The organism is Lysobacter sp. CC-YZS074 (assembly GCF_056739745.1).
Map to the genome: position 1 here is coordinate 88,279 of NZ_CP200301.1, position 17,899 is coordinate 106,177.

Annotated in this window: 10 protein-coding genes; 7 read left to right on the top strand and 3 right to left on the bottom strand. The window is 71.0% G+C overall.

The features are described from left to right. Nucleotides 1-12: 12 nt before the first annotated feature. Nucleotides 13-1,677, top strand: coding sequence for an MFS transporter (locus tag U8331_RS00385; RefSeq protein ID WP_481131663.1), 1,665 nt, complete (start codon nucleotides 13-15; stop codon nucleotides 1,675-1,677). Between the two features lie 124 nt (nucleotides 1,678-1,801). Beyond that, a complete protein-coding gene (locus U8331_RS00390; RefSeq protein WP_481131664.1) occupies nucleotides 1,802-2,395 on the top strand; it encodes a DUF421 domain-containing protein in 594 nt (197 codons plus the stop codon). 109 nt (nucleotides 2,396-2,504) lie between these two features. Here U8331_RS00390 and U8331_RS00395 read toward each other — a convergent pair whose 3' ends face one another. Both U8331_RS00395 and U8331_RS00400 read right to left on the bottom strand, forming a co-directional pair. Next, nucleotides 2,505-2,840, bottom strand: coding sequence for an EF-hand domain-containing protein (locus tag U8331_RS00395; protein ID WP_481131665.1), 336 nt, complete (start codon nucleotides 2,838-2,840; stop codon nucleotides 2,505-2,507). A gap of 58 nt (nucleotides 2,841-2,898) precedes the next feature. Further along, nucleotides 2,899-4,083: a DesA family fatty acid desaturase gene (locus U8331_RS00400; protein ID WP_481131666.1), complete on the bottom strand. Its 1,185-nt coding sequence runs from the start codon at nucleotides 4,081-4,083 to the stop codon at nucleotides 2,899-2,901. Nucleotides 4,084-4,320: 237 nt separating this feature from the next. On the opposite strand from U8331_RS00400, the gene mutM reads away from it, so the two are divergent. The 3 genes from mutM to U8331_RS00415 all read left to right on the top strand — a co-directional run bounded on the left by mutM (nucleotide 4,321) and on the right by U8331_RS00415 (nucleotide 8,779). After that, nucleotides 4,321-5,133: a bifunctional DNA-formamidopyrimidine glycosylase/DNA-(apurinic or apyrimidinic site) lyase gene (mutM, locus tag U8331_RS00405; protein WP_481131667.1), complete on the top strand. Its 813-nt coding sequence runs from the start codon at nucleotides 4,321-4,323 to the stop codon at nucleotides 5,131-5,133. Nucleotides 5,134-5,239: 106 nt separating this feature from the next. Beyond that, on the top strand, nucleotides 5,240-5,815 hold the full coding sequence (locus U8331_RS00410) for an ECF-type sigma factor (RefSeq protein ID WP_481131668.1): 576 nt from the start codon (nucleotides 5,240-5,242) through the stop codon (nucleotides 5,813-5,815). 102 nt (nucleotides 5,816-5,917) lie between these two features. Further along, nucleotides 5,918-8,779 carry a serine/threonine-protein kinase gene (locus tag U8331_RS00415; RefSeq protein WP_481131669.1) on the top strand — a complete coding sequence of 954 codons (2,862 nt, stop codon included), beginning with the start codon at nucleotides 5,918-5,920 and terminating at the stop codon, nucleotides 8,777-8,779. A 26-nt stretch (nucleotides 8,780-8,805) separates the two neighbouring features. Here U8331_RS00415 and U8331_RS00420 read toward each other — a convergent pair whose 3' ends face one another. Beyond that, nucleotides 8,806-9,426, bottom strand: coding sequence for a thymidine kinase (locus tag U8331_RS00420; protein ID WP_481131670.1), 621 nt, complete (start codon nucleotides 9,424-9,426; stop codon nucleotides 8,806-8,808). 98 nt (nucleotides 9,427-9,524) lie between these two features. On the opposite strand from U8331_RS00420, the gene U8331_RS00425 reads away from it, so the two are divergent. Next, nucleotides 9,525-11,504, top strand: a complete 1,980-nt coding sequence (locus tag U8331_RS00425; protein ID WP_481131671.1) for a UvrD-helicase domain-containing protein — start codon at nucleotides 9,525-9,527, stop codon at nucleotides 11,502-11,504. Nucleotides 11,505-11,879: 375 nt separating this feature from the next. Beyond that, entirely contained in the window at nucleotides 11,880-17,882 is a 6,003-nt protein-coding gene (locus U8331_RS00430; RefSeq protein WP_481131672.1) for an ESPR-type extended signal peptide-containing protein, read from the top strand. The last annotated feature ends 17 nt before the right edge of the window (nucleotides 17,883-17,899 follow it).

Here is a 17,899-nt window from a genome sequence, read left to right on the forward strand (position 1 = left end):
AGGAGCACCACCATGTCCACCATCAGCTCCGCCGCCGCGCCGCCGGCCGGCACCCTCACCCAGGGCCACAAGAAGGTCATCCTCGCGTCGAGCCTGGGCACCGTGTTCGAGTGGTACGACTTCTACCTGTACGGCTCGCTGGCGGCGATCATCGCCGCGCAGTTCTTCAGCGGGGTCAACGAGACCACCGGCTTCATCTTCGCCCTGCTCGCGTTCGCCGCCGGGTTCGCGGTGCGGCCGTTCGGCGCGATCGTGTTCGGCCGCATCGGCGACATGATCGGGCGCAAGTACACCTTCCTGGTGACCATCGTGATCATGGGCATCTCGACCTTCCTGGTCGGCATCCTGCCCAGCTACGCCAGCATCGGCATCGCCGCGCCGATCGTCCTGATCGTGCTGAGGATGCTGCAGGGGCTGGCGCTCGGCGGCGAGTACGGCGGCGCCGCGACCTACGTCGCCGAGCATGCTCCGGACGGCAAGCGCGGCCTGTACACCAGCTTCATCCAGACCACGGCGACCGTCGGCCTGCTGCTGTCGCTGGTGGTGATCCTGGGCGTCCGCACGGTGCTCGGCACCGAGGCGTTCAACGAGTGGGGCTGGCGCATTCCGTTCGTGCTGTCGATCGTGCTGCTGGGCGTGTCGGTGTGGATCCGCATGCAGCTGTCGGAGTCGCCGCTGTTCCAGCAGATGAAGGCCGAAGGCAAGACGTCCAAGGCGCCGATCTCCGAAAGCTTCTTCAGCAGGAACGGCAGGATCGTGCTGCTGGCGCTGCTCGGTGCCACCGCCGGCCAGGCGGTGGTCTGGTACGCCGGCCAGTTCTACGCGATGTACTTCCTGACCCAGTCGCTGAAAGTCGACGCGACCACCACCTGGCTGCTGATCGGCGGTGCGCTGGCGCTGGGCACGCCGTTCTTCGTGTTCTTCGGCTGGCTGTCGGACCGGATCGGCCGCAAGAAGATCGTCATGGCCGGTTGCCTGATCGCCGCGCTGACCTACTTCCCCCTGTTCAAGGGCCTGACCCACTACGCCAACCCGGCGATCGAGGAAGCCAGCGCCAGTGCGCCGGCGGTGGTGATCGCCGACCCCGACACCTGCAGCTTCCAGTTCGATCCGGTCGGCAAGAAGCAGTTCACCAGCTCGTGCGATATCGCCACCGCGGCCCTGGCCAAGGCCGGCGTGCCGTACACCGTGCAGGAGGCGCCGGCCGGCACCACCGCGACGGTGATGATCGGCGACGCCGAGGTCGGCAGCTACGAGGCCACCGGGCTGGCCAAGGCCACCGCCGCCGAACAGGCCACCGCGTTCGGCACCTCGCTCAAGGGCGCGTTGACCGCCGCCGGCTACCCGGAGGGCGCCGACCCGGCGCGCATCAACAAGCCGATGGTGCTGGCCATCCTCACGTTGCTGGTGATCTACGTGACCATGGTCTACGGCCCGATCGCGGCGTGGCTGGTCGAGCTGTTCCCGACCCGGATCCGCTACACCTCGATGTCGTTGCCGTACCACATCGGCAACGGCTGGTTCGGCGGCTTCCTGCCGACCATCTCGTTCGCGCTGGTCGCCGCCACCGGCAACATCTACTACGGCCTGTGGTACCCGATCGTGATCGCGCTGATGACCTTCGTGATCGGCTCGCTGTTCCTGCGCGAGACCTACAAGGTCGACATCACAAGGTAGTTACGTTCCATCTGGATCCCGACAACGCCGGCCCGTGCCGGCGTTGTCGCACCCGGCTATCGCCATCACCGTGCCTTGCCCGGCGGCCGGCTAACAAGAGCCATCACAAGGCCAGGATGGAATGATGGAAACCGACTTTCGCGTGTTCGATTGGGACCGCCTGCTGCTGGGCGAAGCGCCGAGGCTCTACCTGCTCGAGATCGGCTTCAAGGTGCTGGTGATCTTCGCGATCCTGATGCTGGTGATGCGGCTGATGGGCAAGCGCGGACAGCAGGACCTGAGCCCGATGCAGCAGATGTTGCTGATCGCGCTGGGCTCGGCGGCCGGCGACGCCCTGCTGTACCCGAGCGTCCCGCTGGCGTACGCGGCATTGATCCTGATCGGCGTCACTCTGGTGACCATGGTGCTGGAACTGCTGGCGGAGAAATCCAAGCTCCTGCGCGACTACATGGAATCGCGCCCGCGGGTGTTGGTGCGCGACGGCGTGGTCGACTTCGATGCGCTGAAAAAAGAGCGCACCACCCGCCGCGAGCTGTACGCCGAGCTGCGCATGAAGGGCGCGCGCTCGCTGTCGCAGGTGCATTGCGCCGTACTCGAGGTGACCGGCGACATCAGCGTGTTCCTCAACGACCGTCATCCCGCCGACGAGGACCTGCTGGACTACGTGCTCGATCCGGACCACCACAACGCGCCACAGCTCGATCCACAGGCGGCATGACCGCAACGCACGAAGCCGCGCGGCGACACGGGCGATGATCCCAGCGGCGCCCCGATTGACGTGATGACCATCGGATGCGTCCAACGCACGCCAACCACCGCCGCCTGATCTAGCGCGGCGGCGACGCCAGTTCGGCGGCATCGAGCACGCCATTGCCGTCGGCGTCCTGCCGCCCGAACGCGGCGGCGAGCGCAGCGCGGTGGTCGACCAGGCTGACCGCGCGACCGCGCCCACCGGGCAGTTCGTGCGCGGCGAGGATGCCGTCGCCGTCGCTGTCCATGCGCTCGAACGCGTAACCCATCCACTGCTGGTACTCGGCGAGCGAGACATCGCCGCTGCCGTCCGCGTCGATCCGCTGCAGGTAGGCCGAGGGCGCGGCAACCTGTGCGGTCGCACCCGTCGCGATCGCCGCCAGCACCGCGAACGCCACAACGGGCGACAACAAAAAGCCCGCACCGGAAGGAACGGGCCTTATGCGTGTACGGACCTGCATCGATGGAGACTCAGGCGCGCGCCGGCACCAGCGTGTAGCCCTTCAGCCGCGCCGAGAACTGCTGCAGCGACTGGATACCGGTGGCCTCGGCCTCGGCGCACCATGTCTGCAGGCGAGCCAGCGTGGTTTGGGCATCGTGAGAGCGGTCGTCGAGCACCTGCTGCAGGCGTTGGCGGTACTCGGCCAGGGTCGCCATCTTCGGCCGCTCGGCCAACCAGGCCTGCAGGCGTGCGCGCTTGTCGTCGTCGAGCCACCGGCCGCCGTCGGCGAGCCCCTTGCGCAGCGTACGGGGCAACTTCGAGCCGCCTTCGCGGAGGGTCGGCAGGGTGACCTTGCGGTAGTAGTCGGTCATCGCCTGGAAACGGATCGCCAGCAGCGCCTTCAGGGTCTCGCCGTCGGGCATCGCGATGTTGGGGCGCACGTCCAGCGACGGCGCGACGCGCAGCACCTTCGCCAGCCCGACCGCCTGCAGCACCCTGATCGTGCTCCAGCCGATGTCGAACTCGAACCTGCGCAGGGCGAACTTGGCCGAGCTCGGGAACGCGTGGTGGTTGTTGTGCAGTTCCTCGCCGCCGATCCACACCCCCCACGGGGTGAGGTTGGTCGCGGTGTCGGTGGTCTCGAAGTTGCGGTAGCCCCACCAGTGGCCGAGGCCGTTGACCACGCCGGCCGCCCAGAACGGGATCCACAGCATCTGGATCGCCCACACCGCCACTCCGGCGAAACCGAACAGCGCGAAGCTGACGAACAGCAGCAGGGTCGGCCCCATGGTCGCGTGCGGCGTGTACAGGTGGCGCTCGATCCAGTCGTCCGGGCAGCCCTTGCCGTACTTCTCGATCGACTCGCGGTCGCCGCGCGCTTCGCGGTACAGCTCGACGCCGCGCCAGAACACGGTCCTGATGCCCTTCACCTGCGGGCTGTGCGGGTCTTCCTCGGTCTCGCACTTGGCGTGGTGCTTGCGATGGATCGCCGCCCACTCGCGCGTGATCATCGAGGTGGTCAGCCAGGTCCAGAACCGGAAGAAGTGCGCGATCACCGGGTGGAAGTCGACCGCGCGGTGGGCCTGGCTGCGGTGCAGGTACAGCGTGACCGAGAAGATGGTCAGCTGGGTCGCGACCAGCAGGTACAGCGCGAGGGCGCCCCAGCCGGCCTGGAACAGGCCACCGGCAAGGAAATCGAGCAGGGAAGCGGGCATTGCGTCGGAACTCCGGAACAAGGGATGCGGTGCTGAAGAGTGTGGCGCCAGTCCGGCGCCGGTCCGCAGGAAGCCGACCAGTACGACCCCTCGACCATGATGCCACCGTACGCCGGCAATCACGCGGGTATGGACCGGTTCCGTGATGGGGTCGTTCAGCGACGTGCGCAAGCGGTTCGCCCGTGGCGTTCAGCCGCGCTGCGCCGCCGGCGGGGCGACCGCGGCTAAGCTTCCGCCATGCCTGAACTGCCCGAAGTGGAGACCACCCGCCGCGGTCTCGCGCCGCACCTGGAAGGCCGCCGCGTGGCCGGCGCCACGCTGCGCCGCGCCGACCTGCGCTGGCCGATCGCGCCGGAAGTGGCGGACGTCCTGCCGGGGCAGCGCATCGACGCGGTACGCCGCCGCGCCAAGTACCTGCTGCTCGACACCGTGGCCGGCAGCGCGCTGTTGCACCTGGGCATGTCGGGGAGCCTGCGGGTGCTGCCGGCCGACACGCCGGTGCGCGCGCATGATCACGTCGACCTGGCGATCGAGGGCGGACGGGTGCTGCGCTTCAACGACCCGCGCCGGTTCGGTTGCCTGCTCTGGCAGCCGCCGGGCACCGTCCATCCGCTGCTCGCCGGCCTGGGCCCCGAGCCGCTGTCGGAGGCGTTCGACGGCGGCCATCTGTTCCGCCTGTCGCGTGGCCGCAGCGGGCCGGTGAAGAACTTCCTGATGGACCAGTCGGTCGTGGTCGGGGTCGGCAACATCTACGCCGCCGAGGCGCTGTTCGCCGCCGGCATCTCGCCGCTGCGGCCGGCCGGGCGCATCGCGCGCGAGCGCTACGACCGCCTGGCGCGCGAGGTCAAGCGGATCCTGGAGTACGCGATCGGGCGCGGCGGCACTACCTTGCGTGACTTCATCAGCCCCGACGGCGCGCCCGGCTACTTCGAGCAGGAGCTGTCGGTTTACGGGCGCGGCGGGCAACCGTGCCCGTCCTGCGGGCGGCCACTCAACCAGGCGCTGCTGGGCCAGCGCGCGACGGTCTGGTGCGGCCGCTGCCAGCGCTAGGCGCACCTTTGCCGGCGCGCACCGCCTAGCAATTCCGGTGCCACAAACCGTGCGCCAAGTCGCAATCGGACGCGCTATAGTCCGGGCACTTGCCATGGGGATGACGATGGCTGACATCGGCATGGGCGCCAGCGCCGACATCACGCAACTGCTGGATGCAGCCCGCGACGGCGACCGCGGCGCGCTCGATCGCGTGCTCGCCACGCTCTACCAGGAACTGCACACCATGGCCCGGCGACAGCTCGCCGGCCAGCACGGGCAGACCCTGGACGCGACCGCGCTGGTGCACGAGGCCTACCTCAAGCTCGCCGGCCGGCGCGAGGCGCGGTTCGACGACCGCGCACACTTCTTCGCCTACGCCGCCTCGGCCATGCGCTCGGTGGTGGTCGACTACGCGCGCCAGCGGCTGGCGCAGAAGCGCGGCGGCGACCTGCACCGCGTCACCGACCTGCCCGAGGATCTGGAAGGCGGGCTGCGGCTCGACGAGGACATGCTCGCTCTGGACAACGCGTTGACCAAGCTGGGGGCGGTCGACGCGCGGCTGGCGCAGGTGGTGGAGCTGCGCTACTTCGCCGGCCTGTCTGAGCTGGAGATCGCCGCGCTGCTGGAACGCTCCGAACGCAGCATCCGCCGCGACTGGCAGAAGGCACGGTTGTTCCTGCTGGCGTCTCTGCAGGACTGACGCTCGCGAACGCGTGCGAGCCCCACCGGCACACACCCGCCACGGGTCGGCGGATGACCAGGAGACCGCGATGACGTCCCAACGCCGCGCCCGCCGCTGAAGATGGACACCGCCCGCTGGCAGCGCCTGTCGCCCCTGCTCGACGAGCTGTTCGAGCTCGATCCCGGCACCCGCGCGCGCCGGCTGGAGGCGCTGCGCGCGCAGGAACCGGACCTGGCCGACGAGCTGGAGGCACTGGTTGCCCTGGAGGAGGGTCGCGAGAGCTTCCTCGCCGAACCGGTCATGGCGCCGCACCGCGGGGTACTGCCCGGTGGCGAGGTCGGGCCGTACCGGCTCGAACGGCTGCTGGGCGAGGGCGGCATGGGCCAGGTCTGGCTGGCCGCGCGCGCCGACGGCCTGTACCAGCGGCGGGTGGCGCTGAAGCTGCTGCGCCCCGGCCTGGCCGACACCAACCTGCGCCTGCGCTTCACCCGCGAGCGGCAGATCCTCGCCCGCCTCGCCCACCCGCACATCGCCCGCCTGCTCGACGCCGGCGTCAGCCACGACGGCCTGCCGTACCTCGCGCTGGAGTACGTCGACGGTGCGCCGATCACCGACTACTGCCGCGAGCACCGTACCCCGTTGCCGGTGCGGCTGCGGATGTTCGAGCAGATCTGCGACGCCGTCAGCCACGCCCATGCCAACCTGATCGTCCACCGCGACCTCAAGCCGTCCAACATCCTGGTGACGCCGGCGGGCGAAGTGCGCCTGCTCGATTTCGGCATCGCCAAGCTGCTCGACACCGAACCGGCCCCGGACCAGACCCGCACCGGCACCCGCGCGTTCACCCTGCACTACGCCGCGCCCGAGCAGGTGCGCGGCGAACCGGTCACCACCATGACCGATGTGTATGCGCTCGGCGTGGTGCTCTACGAGCTGTTGACCGACCACAAGCCGTACCGGCCCAAGCGCGACAGCGACGCGGCATGGGAGGAGGCGATCCTCGCCCACGACCCGCTGCGCCCGTCGCAGGCGGTGCAGCGGACCGACGGCGCCACCCGCGGTGTGGACCCCGCGGCCATGCGGCGCCACGCCCGGGCGCTGTCCGGCGACCTCGATAACATCGTCCTCAAGACGCTCTCCAAGCAGCCCGAGCAGCGCTACCCGTCGGTCGAAGCGCTGTCGCAGGACCTGCAACGCTACGCGGCCGGGCGACCGGTGCACGCCCGCGCGCAGAGCGTCGGCTACCGCTGCGCCAAGTACGTGCGCCGCCACCGCTGGGCGCTGGCGACCGGCACCCTGACCGCGCTGGTGCTGACCGCCTCGCTCGGCGTGGTCGCCTGGCAGGCGCGCGAGGCGGTGCGCGAGGCGGCGCGCGCGCAGGCGATGCAGGACTTCATGATCGGCGTGTTCGAGCGCGCCGGCGGCACCCGCGACGGCGAGCCGCTCGACCTGCGCCGGCTGCTCGCCTCCGCGGTCGAGCGCGGCGACCGCGAACTCGGCCGCCAGCCCCGCGCGCTCGCCGAGGTGCTCGGGGTGATCGCGCGGCTGCGAATCGGACTGGGCGACTACATCGAAGCCAAGGCGCTGCTGGACCGGCAGGCCGCGCTGATCGCCGCCGCCGGCACCGTGCCGGGCAGCCTGCGGCTGGAGTCGCTGACCCAGCGCGGGCGCGTGCTGCGCCTGCTCGGCGACGCCGGCGCGTGCATCGAACTGATGCAGCCGGCCTTGGCCGATGCCCGCAGTGAACAGGCGCAACTGCCGCCGCAGGTCACCGAGTTCTATTCGCAGCTGGGCCGCTGCCGGCGCGCGACCGGAGAACGGCTGGGTGCGCGCCAGCTGTTCGAACGTTCGCTCGCCCTACGGCGCGACAACCACGCCGACCGCGTCGGCGAAGTCGAAAACCTGATGGACCTGGCCGGGCTCTACGCCGATGTCGGCCAGACCCGTACCGCCCTTGCCGAGTTCGAGGCGGCGCGCGGCCAGCTGCGCCGCGAAGCCGGTGACCGCCACCCGTTGCTGATCGACATCCACCGCAACCTCAGCCGCCTGCAGCGTGCGCAGGGCAACCTCGGCGGCGCCGAGGAGGCGCTGGCGACCGCGCTGGCGATTACCGAAGAGGTCAACGGGCTCGACCACGCCACCACGCTGGCGGTCCGGCGGCAACTGGCCGCCATCCACCTCGACCAGGGCCGTTACGCCGAAGCCGAGGCCGAGCTGCGCGAGAGCCGGCAGCGCCTGGCCGAACGTTTCGGCGAGCAGCACCTGGAACTCGCCGGCAGTTATCGCGGGCTCGGGCTGGTCGCATGGGAGCGCGGGGATCTCCCGGCAGCCGAGGACGCATTGCGCCGCGCACTGTCGATCCGCCGCGAGGCCGGCCAGCCTGGGCCGGTCGCCGACGCGCTGGTCGATCTCGCCACGGTGCTGCACGCCGCCGGCCAACACCATCCGGCCCACCCGCTGCTGCTCGAGGCGCTGGAACTGCGCCTCCGGCGCGGCGGTGGCGGCGGCGGGCCAGCCGCGGTCGGCGAGATCCAGCGCCTGCTGGGCGAAGTCGAGATCGCGCTGGGCGACGTCGGCAACGGCGGCAAGCGCCTCGTGCAGGCCGTGGACACCGCGCGCCGCGCCCATGGCGACCGGCACCCGGCCACCCGTCGCGCGGAGCTCGCCCTGGCCTACCACCGCGCGCGCCATGCCGGCGACCCGCGCCTGACCGACGCCGCCCTTGCCCAGCTGGACGCCCTGGCCGGGTTACCCGGCGACCACATCGAGCTGCGCCGGATCGCATGGCGCGCCGGCGCCTTCGCCGCGGGGCTGCGCTGCCTGGGCCCGCAGCGCGCCGCGGTGCTGCAACAGCTGCAGCAACTCGATCTGCGTCTGCGCGCGGACCTGCCAGAAGGCGGCACGCTGCGGCGCGAGGTCGATGCCATCCGCACCGGGTGCGACGCGCCGACGATCGACCCGGCGGCCCTCGCCGGCGGCTGACGCGGCTGCGTCCGCTTATCCGTGCCTCAAAGCGGCAACGGCGGCTGCAGCGGCTCGATCGTGCCCTCGCCGCGCATCACCTTCTTGTACTCGCGCCGCGCCACCGATACGTAACGCTCGTTGCCGCCGATCTCGACCTGCGGCCCCTCCCGCACCGCGCGGCCCTGCGCGTCGACCCGCATGTTCATGGTCGCCTTGCTGCCGCTGTGGCAGATGGTCTTGATCTCGCTGATCTCGTCGGCCCACGCCAGCAGGTACTGGCTGCCTTCGAACAGCTCGCCGCGGAAATCGGTGCGCAACCCGTAGCACAGCACCGGGATGCCGAGCGCGTCGACCACCTCGCTGAGCTGCCAGACCTGCGCCTTGCGCAGGAACTGCGATTCGTCCACGAGCACACAGTGCAGCGGCCCGCGCGCGGCGATGTCGGACTCCACCAGCCGTTGCAGGTCCTGCTCCGGGTCGAACGCCATCGCGGCCGCGCTCAGCCCGATCCGCGACGCCACCGTGCCGCGCCCGGCGCGGTCGTCCAGCTGCGGGGCGAGGATGGCAACGCGCATGCCGCGTTCGCGGTAGTTGTACGCCGATTGCAGCAGGGTCGTGGTCTTCCCCGCATTCATCGCCGAGTAGTAGAAATAGAGCTTCGCCATGGGGCGCAGTTTAGCGTCGGGAGTGCGTCGCCACCCGCAGTCCGGCCGGGCACCGCCGGCTAGAATGCCGGGCCGCACCACCCGGTTTCCCGCGTCCGATGCACGGTCTCAACCCCCCCCAGCGCGCCGCCGTCCTGCACACCGACGGCCCCCTGCTCGTGCTCGCCGGCGCGGGCAGCGGCAAGACCCGGGTCATCGTCGAGAAGATCGCGCACCTGATCGCGTCCGGGCGAATGCCGGCCAAGCGCATCGCGGCGATCACCTTCACCAACAAGTCCGCCAAGGAAATGCGCGAGCGCGTCGCCAAGCGCATTCGCGGCGATGCGGCCGACGGGCTGACGATCTGCACCTTCCACGCGCTTGGGCTGAAATTCCTGCAGATCGAGCACGCAAAGCTCGGCCTGCGGCGTGGCTTCTCGATCTTCGACAGCGACGACAGCGCGGCGCAGATCAAGGACCTGCTCGGCACCGGCACCAAGCCCGACGCGCTCGACGACATGCGCAACCTGATCTCGCGCGCGAAGAACGCCGGACTGTCGCCCGAGCAGGCGATGGCCGAGGCGCGCAGTGCACGCGAGGTCGATGCCGCCACCGTCTACGCGCTGTACCAGGCGCGGCTGGGCACCTTCAACGCGGTCGACTTCGACGACCTGATCCGACTGCCGGTGCAGCTGCTGGAGTCCGACGAGGACTGCGCGCTGGGTTGGCGCGAGCGCATCGGCTACCTGCTGGTCGACGAGTGCCAGGACACCAACGACGCCCAGTACCGCCTGCTCAAGGCGATCGCCGGGCCGCGCGGGCTGTTCACCTGCGTGGGCGACGACGACCAGTCGATCTACGCCTGGCGCGGCGCCAACCCGGACAACCTGCTCGCGCTGGGGTCGGACTACCCCGACCTCAAGATCATCAAGCTCGAGCAGAACTACCGCTGCTCCAACCGGGTGCTGCGCGCGGCCAACGCGCTGATCGCGCACAACCCGCACGAGCACCCCAAGACGTTGTGGTCCGACCAGGCCGACGGCGAGCGGATCCGCATCTGGGAATGCCGCGACGCCGCCCACGAGGCCGAGAAGGTCGCCGCCGAGATCCAGTTCACCGCGACCGCGAAACAGGCGCCGTGGAGCGATTTCTGCATCCTGTTCCGCGGCAACCACCAGTCGCGTGCGCTGGAGAAGGCGCTGCAGCTGCTGCGCATCCCCTACCACCTGACCGGCGGCACCGCGTTCCTGGAGCGCGGCGAGGTCAAGGACGCGCTGTCGTGGCTGCGGCTGATCGCCAACCCGGACGACGACGCGGCGTTCCTGCGCGCGGTCACCTCGCCCAAGCGCGAGGTCGGCGCGACCACGCTGGCGAAGCTGGCCGAACTCTCGCAGCGCGCGCACATGCCGATGTCGCGCGCGATCGAGTCGGTCGGCGCGCTGAAGCAGCTGCCGCCACGCGCGGCGAACGCGCTCGACGGCTTCGCGACGATCGTCCGCGGCCTGCGCGACGACGCCCGCCGGTTGACCCCGGCGGAACTTGTGCGCGAGCTGGCCCAGCGCTCGGGCCTGCTGCAGTCGATCCGCGCCCAGTGCAAGGACGAGGCGGGCTACCAGCGCCGCAAGCAGAACCTTGAGGAGCTGGCCGGCTGGTTCGACGGCGGCAAGGGCTCCGGCCCGGGCGAACTCGCCGCGCAGCTCGCGCTGCTGTCGCACGCCGACAAGGGCGATGCCGGCAACCAGGTCCGGCTGATGTCGCTGCACGGCGCCAAGGGGCTGGAGTTCCGCTACGTGTTCATTGTCGGCGTCGACGACGGCAACCTGCCGCACGAGGCCAGCATCGAGGAAGGCCGGATCGACGAGGAGCGCCGGCTGCTGTACGTCGGCATCACCCGCGCCAAGGAACAGCTGTGGCTGTCGTACTCGAAACAGGCGCAGAAATGGGGCGACCTGCTGCGCCTCAAGCCGAGCCGGTTCTTCGACGAACTGCCCGCCGACGAGGTCCAGCGCGATGGCGCCGACCCGGTGGCCGATGCGGCCCGCAAGCAGGAGCGGGCGAAGGCCGGGTTCGACGCGATCCGAGCGCTGCTGGAAAGTTGACGCTCCACGACACGGAAAGCTGACACACTGCGCCCAATCATGGTGCATCGCACAAATATTTTGTGATTGGCGTCATGCAATTTCCCCGCCACAGAAGGCTTTCAGCGCGCCAAGCGTCCTGAAGTGACGCAAATTGTCGGATTCTGTTCACGGTCCGGTCATTTTCTGTGATATCGCTACGGCCAACGCAGCCAGTGCCCTCGCACCGGCTGCGGCGCTCTCCGGCCGTTCGATTTCGTGTCCGGTAGTACAAGCGACGCGAACCCCGGCCCCGGTCATTCGGGTGCTGACGAACGCCAGGAAGGCGCACAGGGGGGCTACCCCGGCACATCGGCCGGCGGTGCTCTGAATGGAATCTGCGAAGGGGATCACTCAATGTCCGCTCGAAAGCACGTCCGTACGTCGCGTCTGTCCGTCGTTCCCGCACACCCGTCCGCCGCACCGCGCGCCGCCCTTTACCTCGCCCTCGCCACGGCGCTGAGCGTGCTCAGCATGCCGGCGCTGGCTGCGGAGGTCTGCGATACCAGCGGCGATGCCGCGATGACGGCCAGCGCCGACGGGACCATGGCGCTCGCCTGCGGCGAAGGCGCTGAAGCCGGCGGTGTTCTCGCGACTGCGGCCGGTGCGCTCAGCCAGGCCGACGGCACCGGCGCCACGGCGCTGGGTGCGACCGCCAGGGCGATAGGCACCAACGCCTCCGCGATCGGCATGGGTGCGAGGGCGGTCGGCAGCGATACCAGCGCCATCGGCGCGAACGCGATCGCGGTGGGGACCAACACCGTCGCGCTGGGCGCCGGCTCGGTGGCCGATCGCGCCGACAGCGTGTCGGTGGGCAGCGCCGGCGACGAGCGCCAGATCACCCACGTCGCGGCCGGCACTGCGGGCACCGACGCGGTCAACCTCGACCAGCTGGAGGAAGTCGCGGAGCTGGCGGAGAACACCGACCGCTACTTCCGCGCGAACGGGGACGGAGAAGCCAGCGCCACCGGCACCAACGCGCTTGCCGCCGGCTCCGGCGCCAGTGCCGCCGGGACCGGCAGCGTCGCGACCGGCGCCGACAGCAGCGCGGCGGGCTACTCCTCCGCGGCACTGGGCATGTCGGCGTCCGCCGACGGCGGCTATGCGACGGCGGTCGGCGGCTTTGCCGACGCCAGCGCGTTCAACGCCACCGCGGTGGGCAACTTCAGCGCGGCCACCGGCAGCAGCAGCACCGCGCTCGGCGGCGATGCCGAGGCGACCGCCAGTGACAGCACCGCGGTCGGCAGCGGCGCCCTCGCCAGCGGCGCCAACAGCGTTGCCCTGGGTGCCGACTCGGTCGCCAGCCGCGACAACAGCGTGTCAGTGGGCGATGCCGGCGACGAGCGGCAGATCACCCACGTCGCCGCCGGCACGGAGCTGACCGACGCGGTCAACCTCGACCAGCTCAACGAGGTCGCCAAGGTCGCCGAGTACACCTCGCGCTTCTTCGACGCGACCGGTGAGGGCGAAGCACTGTCCGACGGCCAGGAGGCCACGGCCTCGGGTTCCAATGCCTACGCCGGCGCGGATTACTCGACCGCGGTCGGCTCGTCGAGCTCGGCCTTCGGCATCGGTTCGTCGGCCTTCGGCAGCGGCGCGCTGGCGATGGGCGACTACGCGTCGGCCAGCGGTTACAACGCCAGCGCGACCGGTGCCAACAGCGTCGCCAACGGCAGCGGCAGCGAAGCGGCGGCCGACTCCAGCACCGCCGTCGGCGGCCAGCTGCACGTGCTCGACGAGAACGGCGAAGTGCTGTTCGAGCAGACCACCACCGCCACCGAGGTCGGCGCAACGGCGCTGGGTGCCGGCGCACAGGCCGGCGGCGCCTACAGCCTGGCCAGCGGCGCCGCGGCTTCGGCCACGGGCGGGCAGGCCAGCGCGGTGGGCTACAGCAGCATCGCCGGCGCCGACGGTGCCAGCGCCTTCGGCGGCTTCAGCGAGGCCGGCGGGTTCCTGTCCTCGGCGCTGGGCTACGGTTCGGTCGCTTCCACCGACTACGCCACCGCGGTGGGTGCGGCGGCGACGGCCAGCGGCGTCAGCAGCACGGCGGTCGGCGAGTACAGCCAGGCCATGGGGGACGAGAGCACCGCGGTCGGCGGCACCACGTTCTTCGGCCTGATCAGCACGCAGGCCTCGGGCACCGGCGGCTCGGCGTTCGGCAACGGCGCCTGGGCCACCGGCGAGTACAGCACGGCGCTCGGCCACAACAGCTATGCCGACGGCGCCAACAGTGTCGCGGTCGGTGTGAATGCCCTGGCCATCGATGACAACAGCGTCGCGTTGGGCGCGAACTCGGAAACCGATCGTGCCGACAGCGTGTCGGTCGGAAGCGGCGGTGCGGAGCGCCAGGTCACCCACGTCGCCGCCGGCACCGAGGGCACCGACGCGGTGAACCTGGACCAGCTCAATGCGGTGGCCGATGTCGCGGAGAACACCGACCTGCACTTCAAGGCCACCGGCGACGCCGAGTCGATCGCCGATGGCGAAGAGTCCGTCGCGGCCGGCTCCAACGCCTATGCCGGTGCGGATTACGCCACCGCGGTGGGTTCGTCGAGCTCGGCCTTCGGCGCCGGTTCGTCGGCCTTCGGCAGCGGGGCGATCGCCCTGGGCGACTACAGCTCGGCCAACGGCTACAACGCCAGCGCGGTAGGCGCCAACAGCGTCGCCAACGGCAGCGGCAGCGAAGCCATTGGTGACTCCAGCGTGGCAATCGGCGGCAAGGTCGACGCCATCGACGCCGCGGGCAACCCGATCGAGGTCAACACCGTCGCCTCCGAGCTGGGTGCCACCGCAGTCGGCGCCGGCAGTCTTGCCGCCGGCGTCGGCGGTTCGGCGGTCGGCGTGCTGAGCGAGGCCATGGGCACGGCCACGTCGGCATTCGGCTACGGCGCCATCGCCAGCGGTGAATATGCGTCCGGTTTCGGCCATGCCGCCGGTGCCACCGGCGATTACAGCGTCGCGGTGGGCGGGCCTGCCGACTTCATTCCGGGGCTGGGCCTGCTGGTCTATACGCAGGCCAGCGGGCTGGGTTCGGCGGCCTTCGGCGCCGGCGCGATTGCCGCGGGCGAATACAGCACGGCGGCGGGCACGCTGTCGGAAGCCTCCGGCGGGATGAGTACCGCGCTGGGCTACTTCGCCTACGCTCCGGCCGTCAACAGCTCGGCCCTCGGCGCCAACAGCTGGGCCAGCGGCGACAACAGCTCGGCGGTCGGCTACTACAGCACCGCACTGGGCGATGACAGCACGGCCGTCGGCTACTACAGCGAGGCCAGCGCCAGCAACAGCGTCGCCCTGGGAGCGAACTCGATCGCCGAGCGCGACAACAGCGTCTCGGTGGGCGATGCCGGCAACGAGCGCCAGGTCACCAACGTCGCCGCCGGCACGGAGCTGACCGACGCGGTCAACCTCGACCAGCTCAACGAGGTCGCCAAGGTCGCCGAGTACACCTCGCGCTTCTTCGACGCGACCGGTGAGGGCGAAGCACTGTCCGACGGCCAGGAGGCCACGGCCTCGGGTTCCAATGCCTACGCCGGCGCGGATTACTCGACCGCGGTCGGCTCGTCGAGCTCGGCCTTCGGCATCGGTTCGTCGGCCTTCGGCAGCGGCGCGCTGGCGATGGGCGACTACGCCTCGGCCAGCGGTTACAACGCCAGCGCGACCGGTGCCAACAGCGTCGCCAACGGCAGCGGCAGCGAAGCGGCGGCCGACTCCAGCACCGCCGTCGGCGGCCAGCTGTACGTGCTCGACGAGAACGGCGAAGTGCTGTTCGAGCAGACCACCACCGCCACCGAGGTCGGCGCGACGGCGCTGGGCGCCGGCGCACAGGCCGGTGGCGCCTACAGCCTGGCCAGCGGCGCCGCGGCTTCGGCCACGGGCGGTCAGGCCACCGCGGTGGGCTACAGCAGCATCGCCGGCGCCGACGGTGCCAGCGCCTTCGGCGGCTTCAGCGAGGCCGGCGGGTTCCTGTCCTCCGCACTGGGCTACGGTTCGGTCGCGTCCAGCGACTACGCCACCGCGGTCGGCGCGGCCGCCACCGCCACCGGCACCAGCAGCACCGCGGTCGGCGAATACAGCCAGGCCGTCGGCGAGGAAAGCACCGCCGTAGGCGGTACCGGCATGGGCATGTTCTCCACCGAAGCCAGCGGCTACGGCTCGGCTGCGTTCGGCAACGGCGCCTGGGCCAGTGGCGACTACAGCCTGTCGATGGGCTGGTTGAGCAGCGCCGACGAGGCCGGTTCGACCGCGCTGGGCGGCGCCTCGTGGGCCGCCGCGGCCGATGCCACCGCGATCGGCTACGGAGCCAACGCCGCTGCCGAGGGCAGTGTCGCCCTGGGTGCGGGGTCGGTCGCGGACCGTGCCAACACGGTGTCGGTCGGCGAGGCCGGTGGCGAACGGCAGATCACCAACGTCGCCGCCGGTACCGAGGGCACCGATGCGGTGAACCTCGACCAGCTCAATGCCGTCGCCGCCGCGGCGGGAGAGACCAGCCGCCACTTCCAGGCCACCGGCGAGGGTGAGGCGATGGTGGCCGGCGAGGAGTCGCTGGCTGCCGGATCGAACGCGTATGCCGAAGGGGACTACGCCACCGCGGTCGGTTCGGCCAGCAGCGCCATCGGCGAAGGCGCCAGCGCCAGCGGCTCCGGCGCCGTCGCCATCGGCGACCGCTCGACCGCCGGCGGATTCAACTCGGTCGCGGTCGCGGACAACGCCAGTGCCTACGGCGCCGGCAGCCAGGCCACCGGCGCCAACGCCACCTCCACCGGCGCCAACGCGATCGCGTCGGCCGAGTACGGCACGGCGACCGGTGCCGAAAGCGACGCCAGCGGTCTGTACGGCACCGCCAGTGGCGCCGCCAGCATTGCCAGCGGCGAGGGCAGCGTCGCGACCGGTGCACTGGCCGAGGCATCGGGCACCGAGTCGACCGCGGAAGGGTTCTACAGCCTTGCCAGCGGCGAGCTGTCGACCGCCCTGGGCGCCGAAAGCGTCGCCAGCGGCACGGCTTCGGCGGCAGTCGGCTTCGCGTCCGAAGCGAGCGGCGCCTTCGCGACCGCGGTCGGTGGTCTGTCCACCGCCAGCGGCACCAACAGCACCGCGGTCGGTAACGCCGCCTACGCGTTCGGCGAGGACTCCAGTGCGGTGGGTGCGGACAGCATGGCGGTCGGCGAACTCGGTACCGCCATCGGCCAGGGCAGCGTGGCCGTTGCCACCAACAGCGTGGCACTCGGCGCCGGCTCGATCTCGGACCGTGTTGACACGGTTTCGGTGGGCGACGCCGGCGGCGAACGCCAGATCGTCAATGTCGCCGCGGGCACCCTGGCCACCGACGCGGTCAACCTTGCGCAGCTGGGCAACGTCGCCTCGGTACTCGGCGGCGGCGCCGGCGTGGTCGGCGGCGTGTTCGCCCCGCCCAGCTACATGATCCAGGGCAACAGCTACGGCAATGTCGGCGCGGCGTTCGCGGCGGTGGACGAGCGATTGAGCGCGTTGCAGGACGGCATCGACACCATCGAGCTGGCACCGGGACCGCAGGGGCCCGCCGGTCCCACCGGCCCGGCCGGTCCTGAAGGTCCGCAGGGACCGGCGGGTCCGTCCCGCGGCACCGGCACCGGCGTGGCGGTCGGCGACGGCAGCTCGACCGCCGACCCGAACGACACCGCCATCGGTCACAACGCCGTGGTGGGCGCCGCCAACAGCACCGCGGTGGGCAACAACAGCTTCGTCGATCCGGCGGCCGACAACGCCATCGCGATCGGTGCCGACACCAGTGTGACCGCCACCGGCGGCTCCGCAGTGGGCCAGGGCGCGTCGGTCACCGCCGCGGGAGCGGTCGCGCTCGGACAGGGTTCGGTGGCGGACGAGGCGAACACGGTGTCGGTCGGCTCGGCGGACAACCAGCGCCGGGTGACCCACGTCGCCGCCGGCGTGGCCGCCACCGACGCGGCCAACGTGGCGCAGGTCAATGCGGGCGACGCGGCGACCCTGGCCAGCTCGCGCAGCTACACCGATACGCGCTCGGCCGCCACGCTCAGCTCGGCCAATGCCTACACCGACGCGCGCTTCGGGATGCTCGACGACGACTTCCAGGCCCTGCGCGGGGAAGTCGAGCAGCAATTCGCCCGCAACGACCACCGCTTCGACCAGATGGGCGCAATGAACGCCGCGATGGTCAACATGGCCACCAGCGCGGCGGGCATCAACACCGCCAACCGGGTCGGCATGGGCGTGGGCTTCCAGAACGGCGCGGCCGCCCTTTCGCTGGGCTACCAGCGCGCGCTTTCGGAGCGCGCCACGGTGACCTTCGGCGGCGCATTCAGCGGTGACGACACCTCGGTCGGCGTCGGCGCCGGCTTCGGCTGGTAACCGCCGGGAATCCAATC

Bases quoted from the DNA above. Each gene is read 5' to 3' on its own strand.
- U8331_RS00390 (WP_481131664.1), top strand. From the start codon at position 1,802: ATGGAAACCGACTTTCGCGTGTTCGATTGGGACCGCCTGCTGCTGGGC.
- U8331_RS00430 (WP_481131672.1), top strand. From the start codon at position 11,880: ATGTCCGCTCGAAAGCACGTCCGTACGTCGCGTCTGTCCGTCGTTCCC.
- U8331_RS00415 (WP_481131669.1), top strand. From the start codon at position 5,918: ATGGACACCGCCCGCTGGCAGCGCCTGTCGCCCCTGCTCGACGAGCTG.
- U8331_RS00420 (WP_481131670.1), bottom strand. From the start codon at position 9,426: ATGGCGAAGCTCTATTTCTACTACTCGGCGATGAATGCGGGGAAGACC.
- U8331_RS00385 (WP_481131663.1), top strand. From the start codon at position 13: ATGTCCACCATCAGCTCCGCCGCCGCGCCGCCGGCCGGCACCCTCACC.
- U8331_RS00400 (WP_481131666.1), bottom strand. From the start codon at position 4,083: ATGCCCGCTTCCCTGCTCGATTTCCTTGCCGGTGGCCTGTTCCAGGCC.
- mutM (WP_481131667.1), top strand. From the start codon at position 4,321: ATGCCTGAACTGCCCGAAGTGGAGACCACCCGCCGCGGTCTCGCGCCG.
- U8331_RS00425 (WP_481131671.1), top strand. From the start codon at position 9,525: ATGCACGGTCTCAACCCCCCCCAGCGCGCCGCCGTCCTGCACACCGAC.
- U8331_RS00410 (WP_481131668.1), top strand. From the start codon at position 5,240: ATGGCTGACATCGGCATGGGCGCCAGCGCCGACATCACGCAACTGCTG.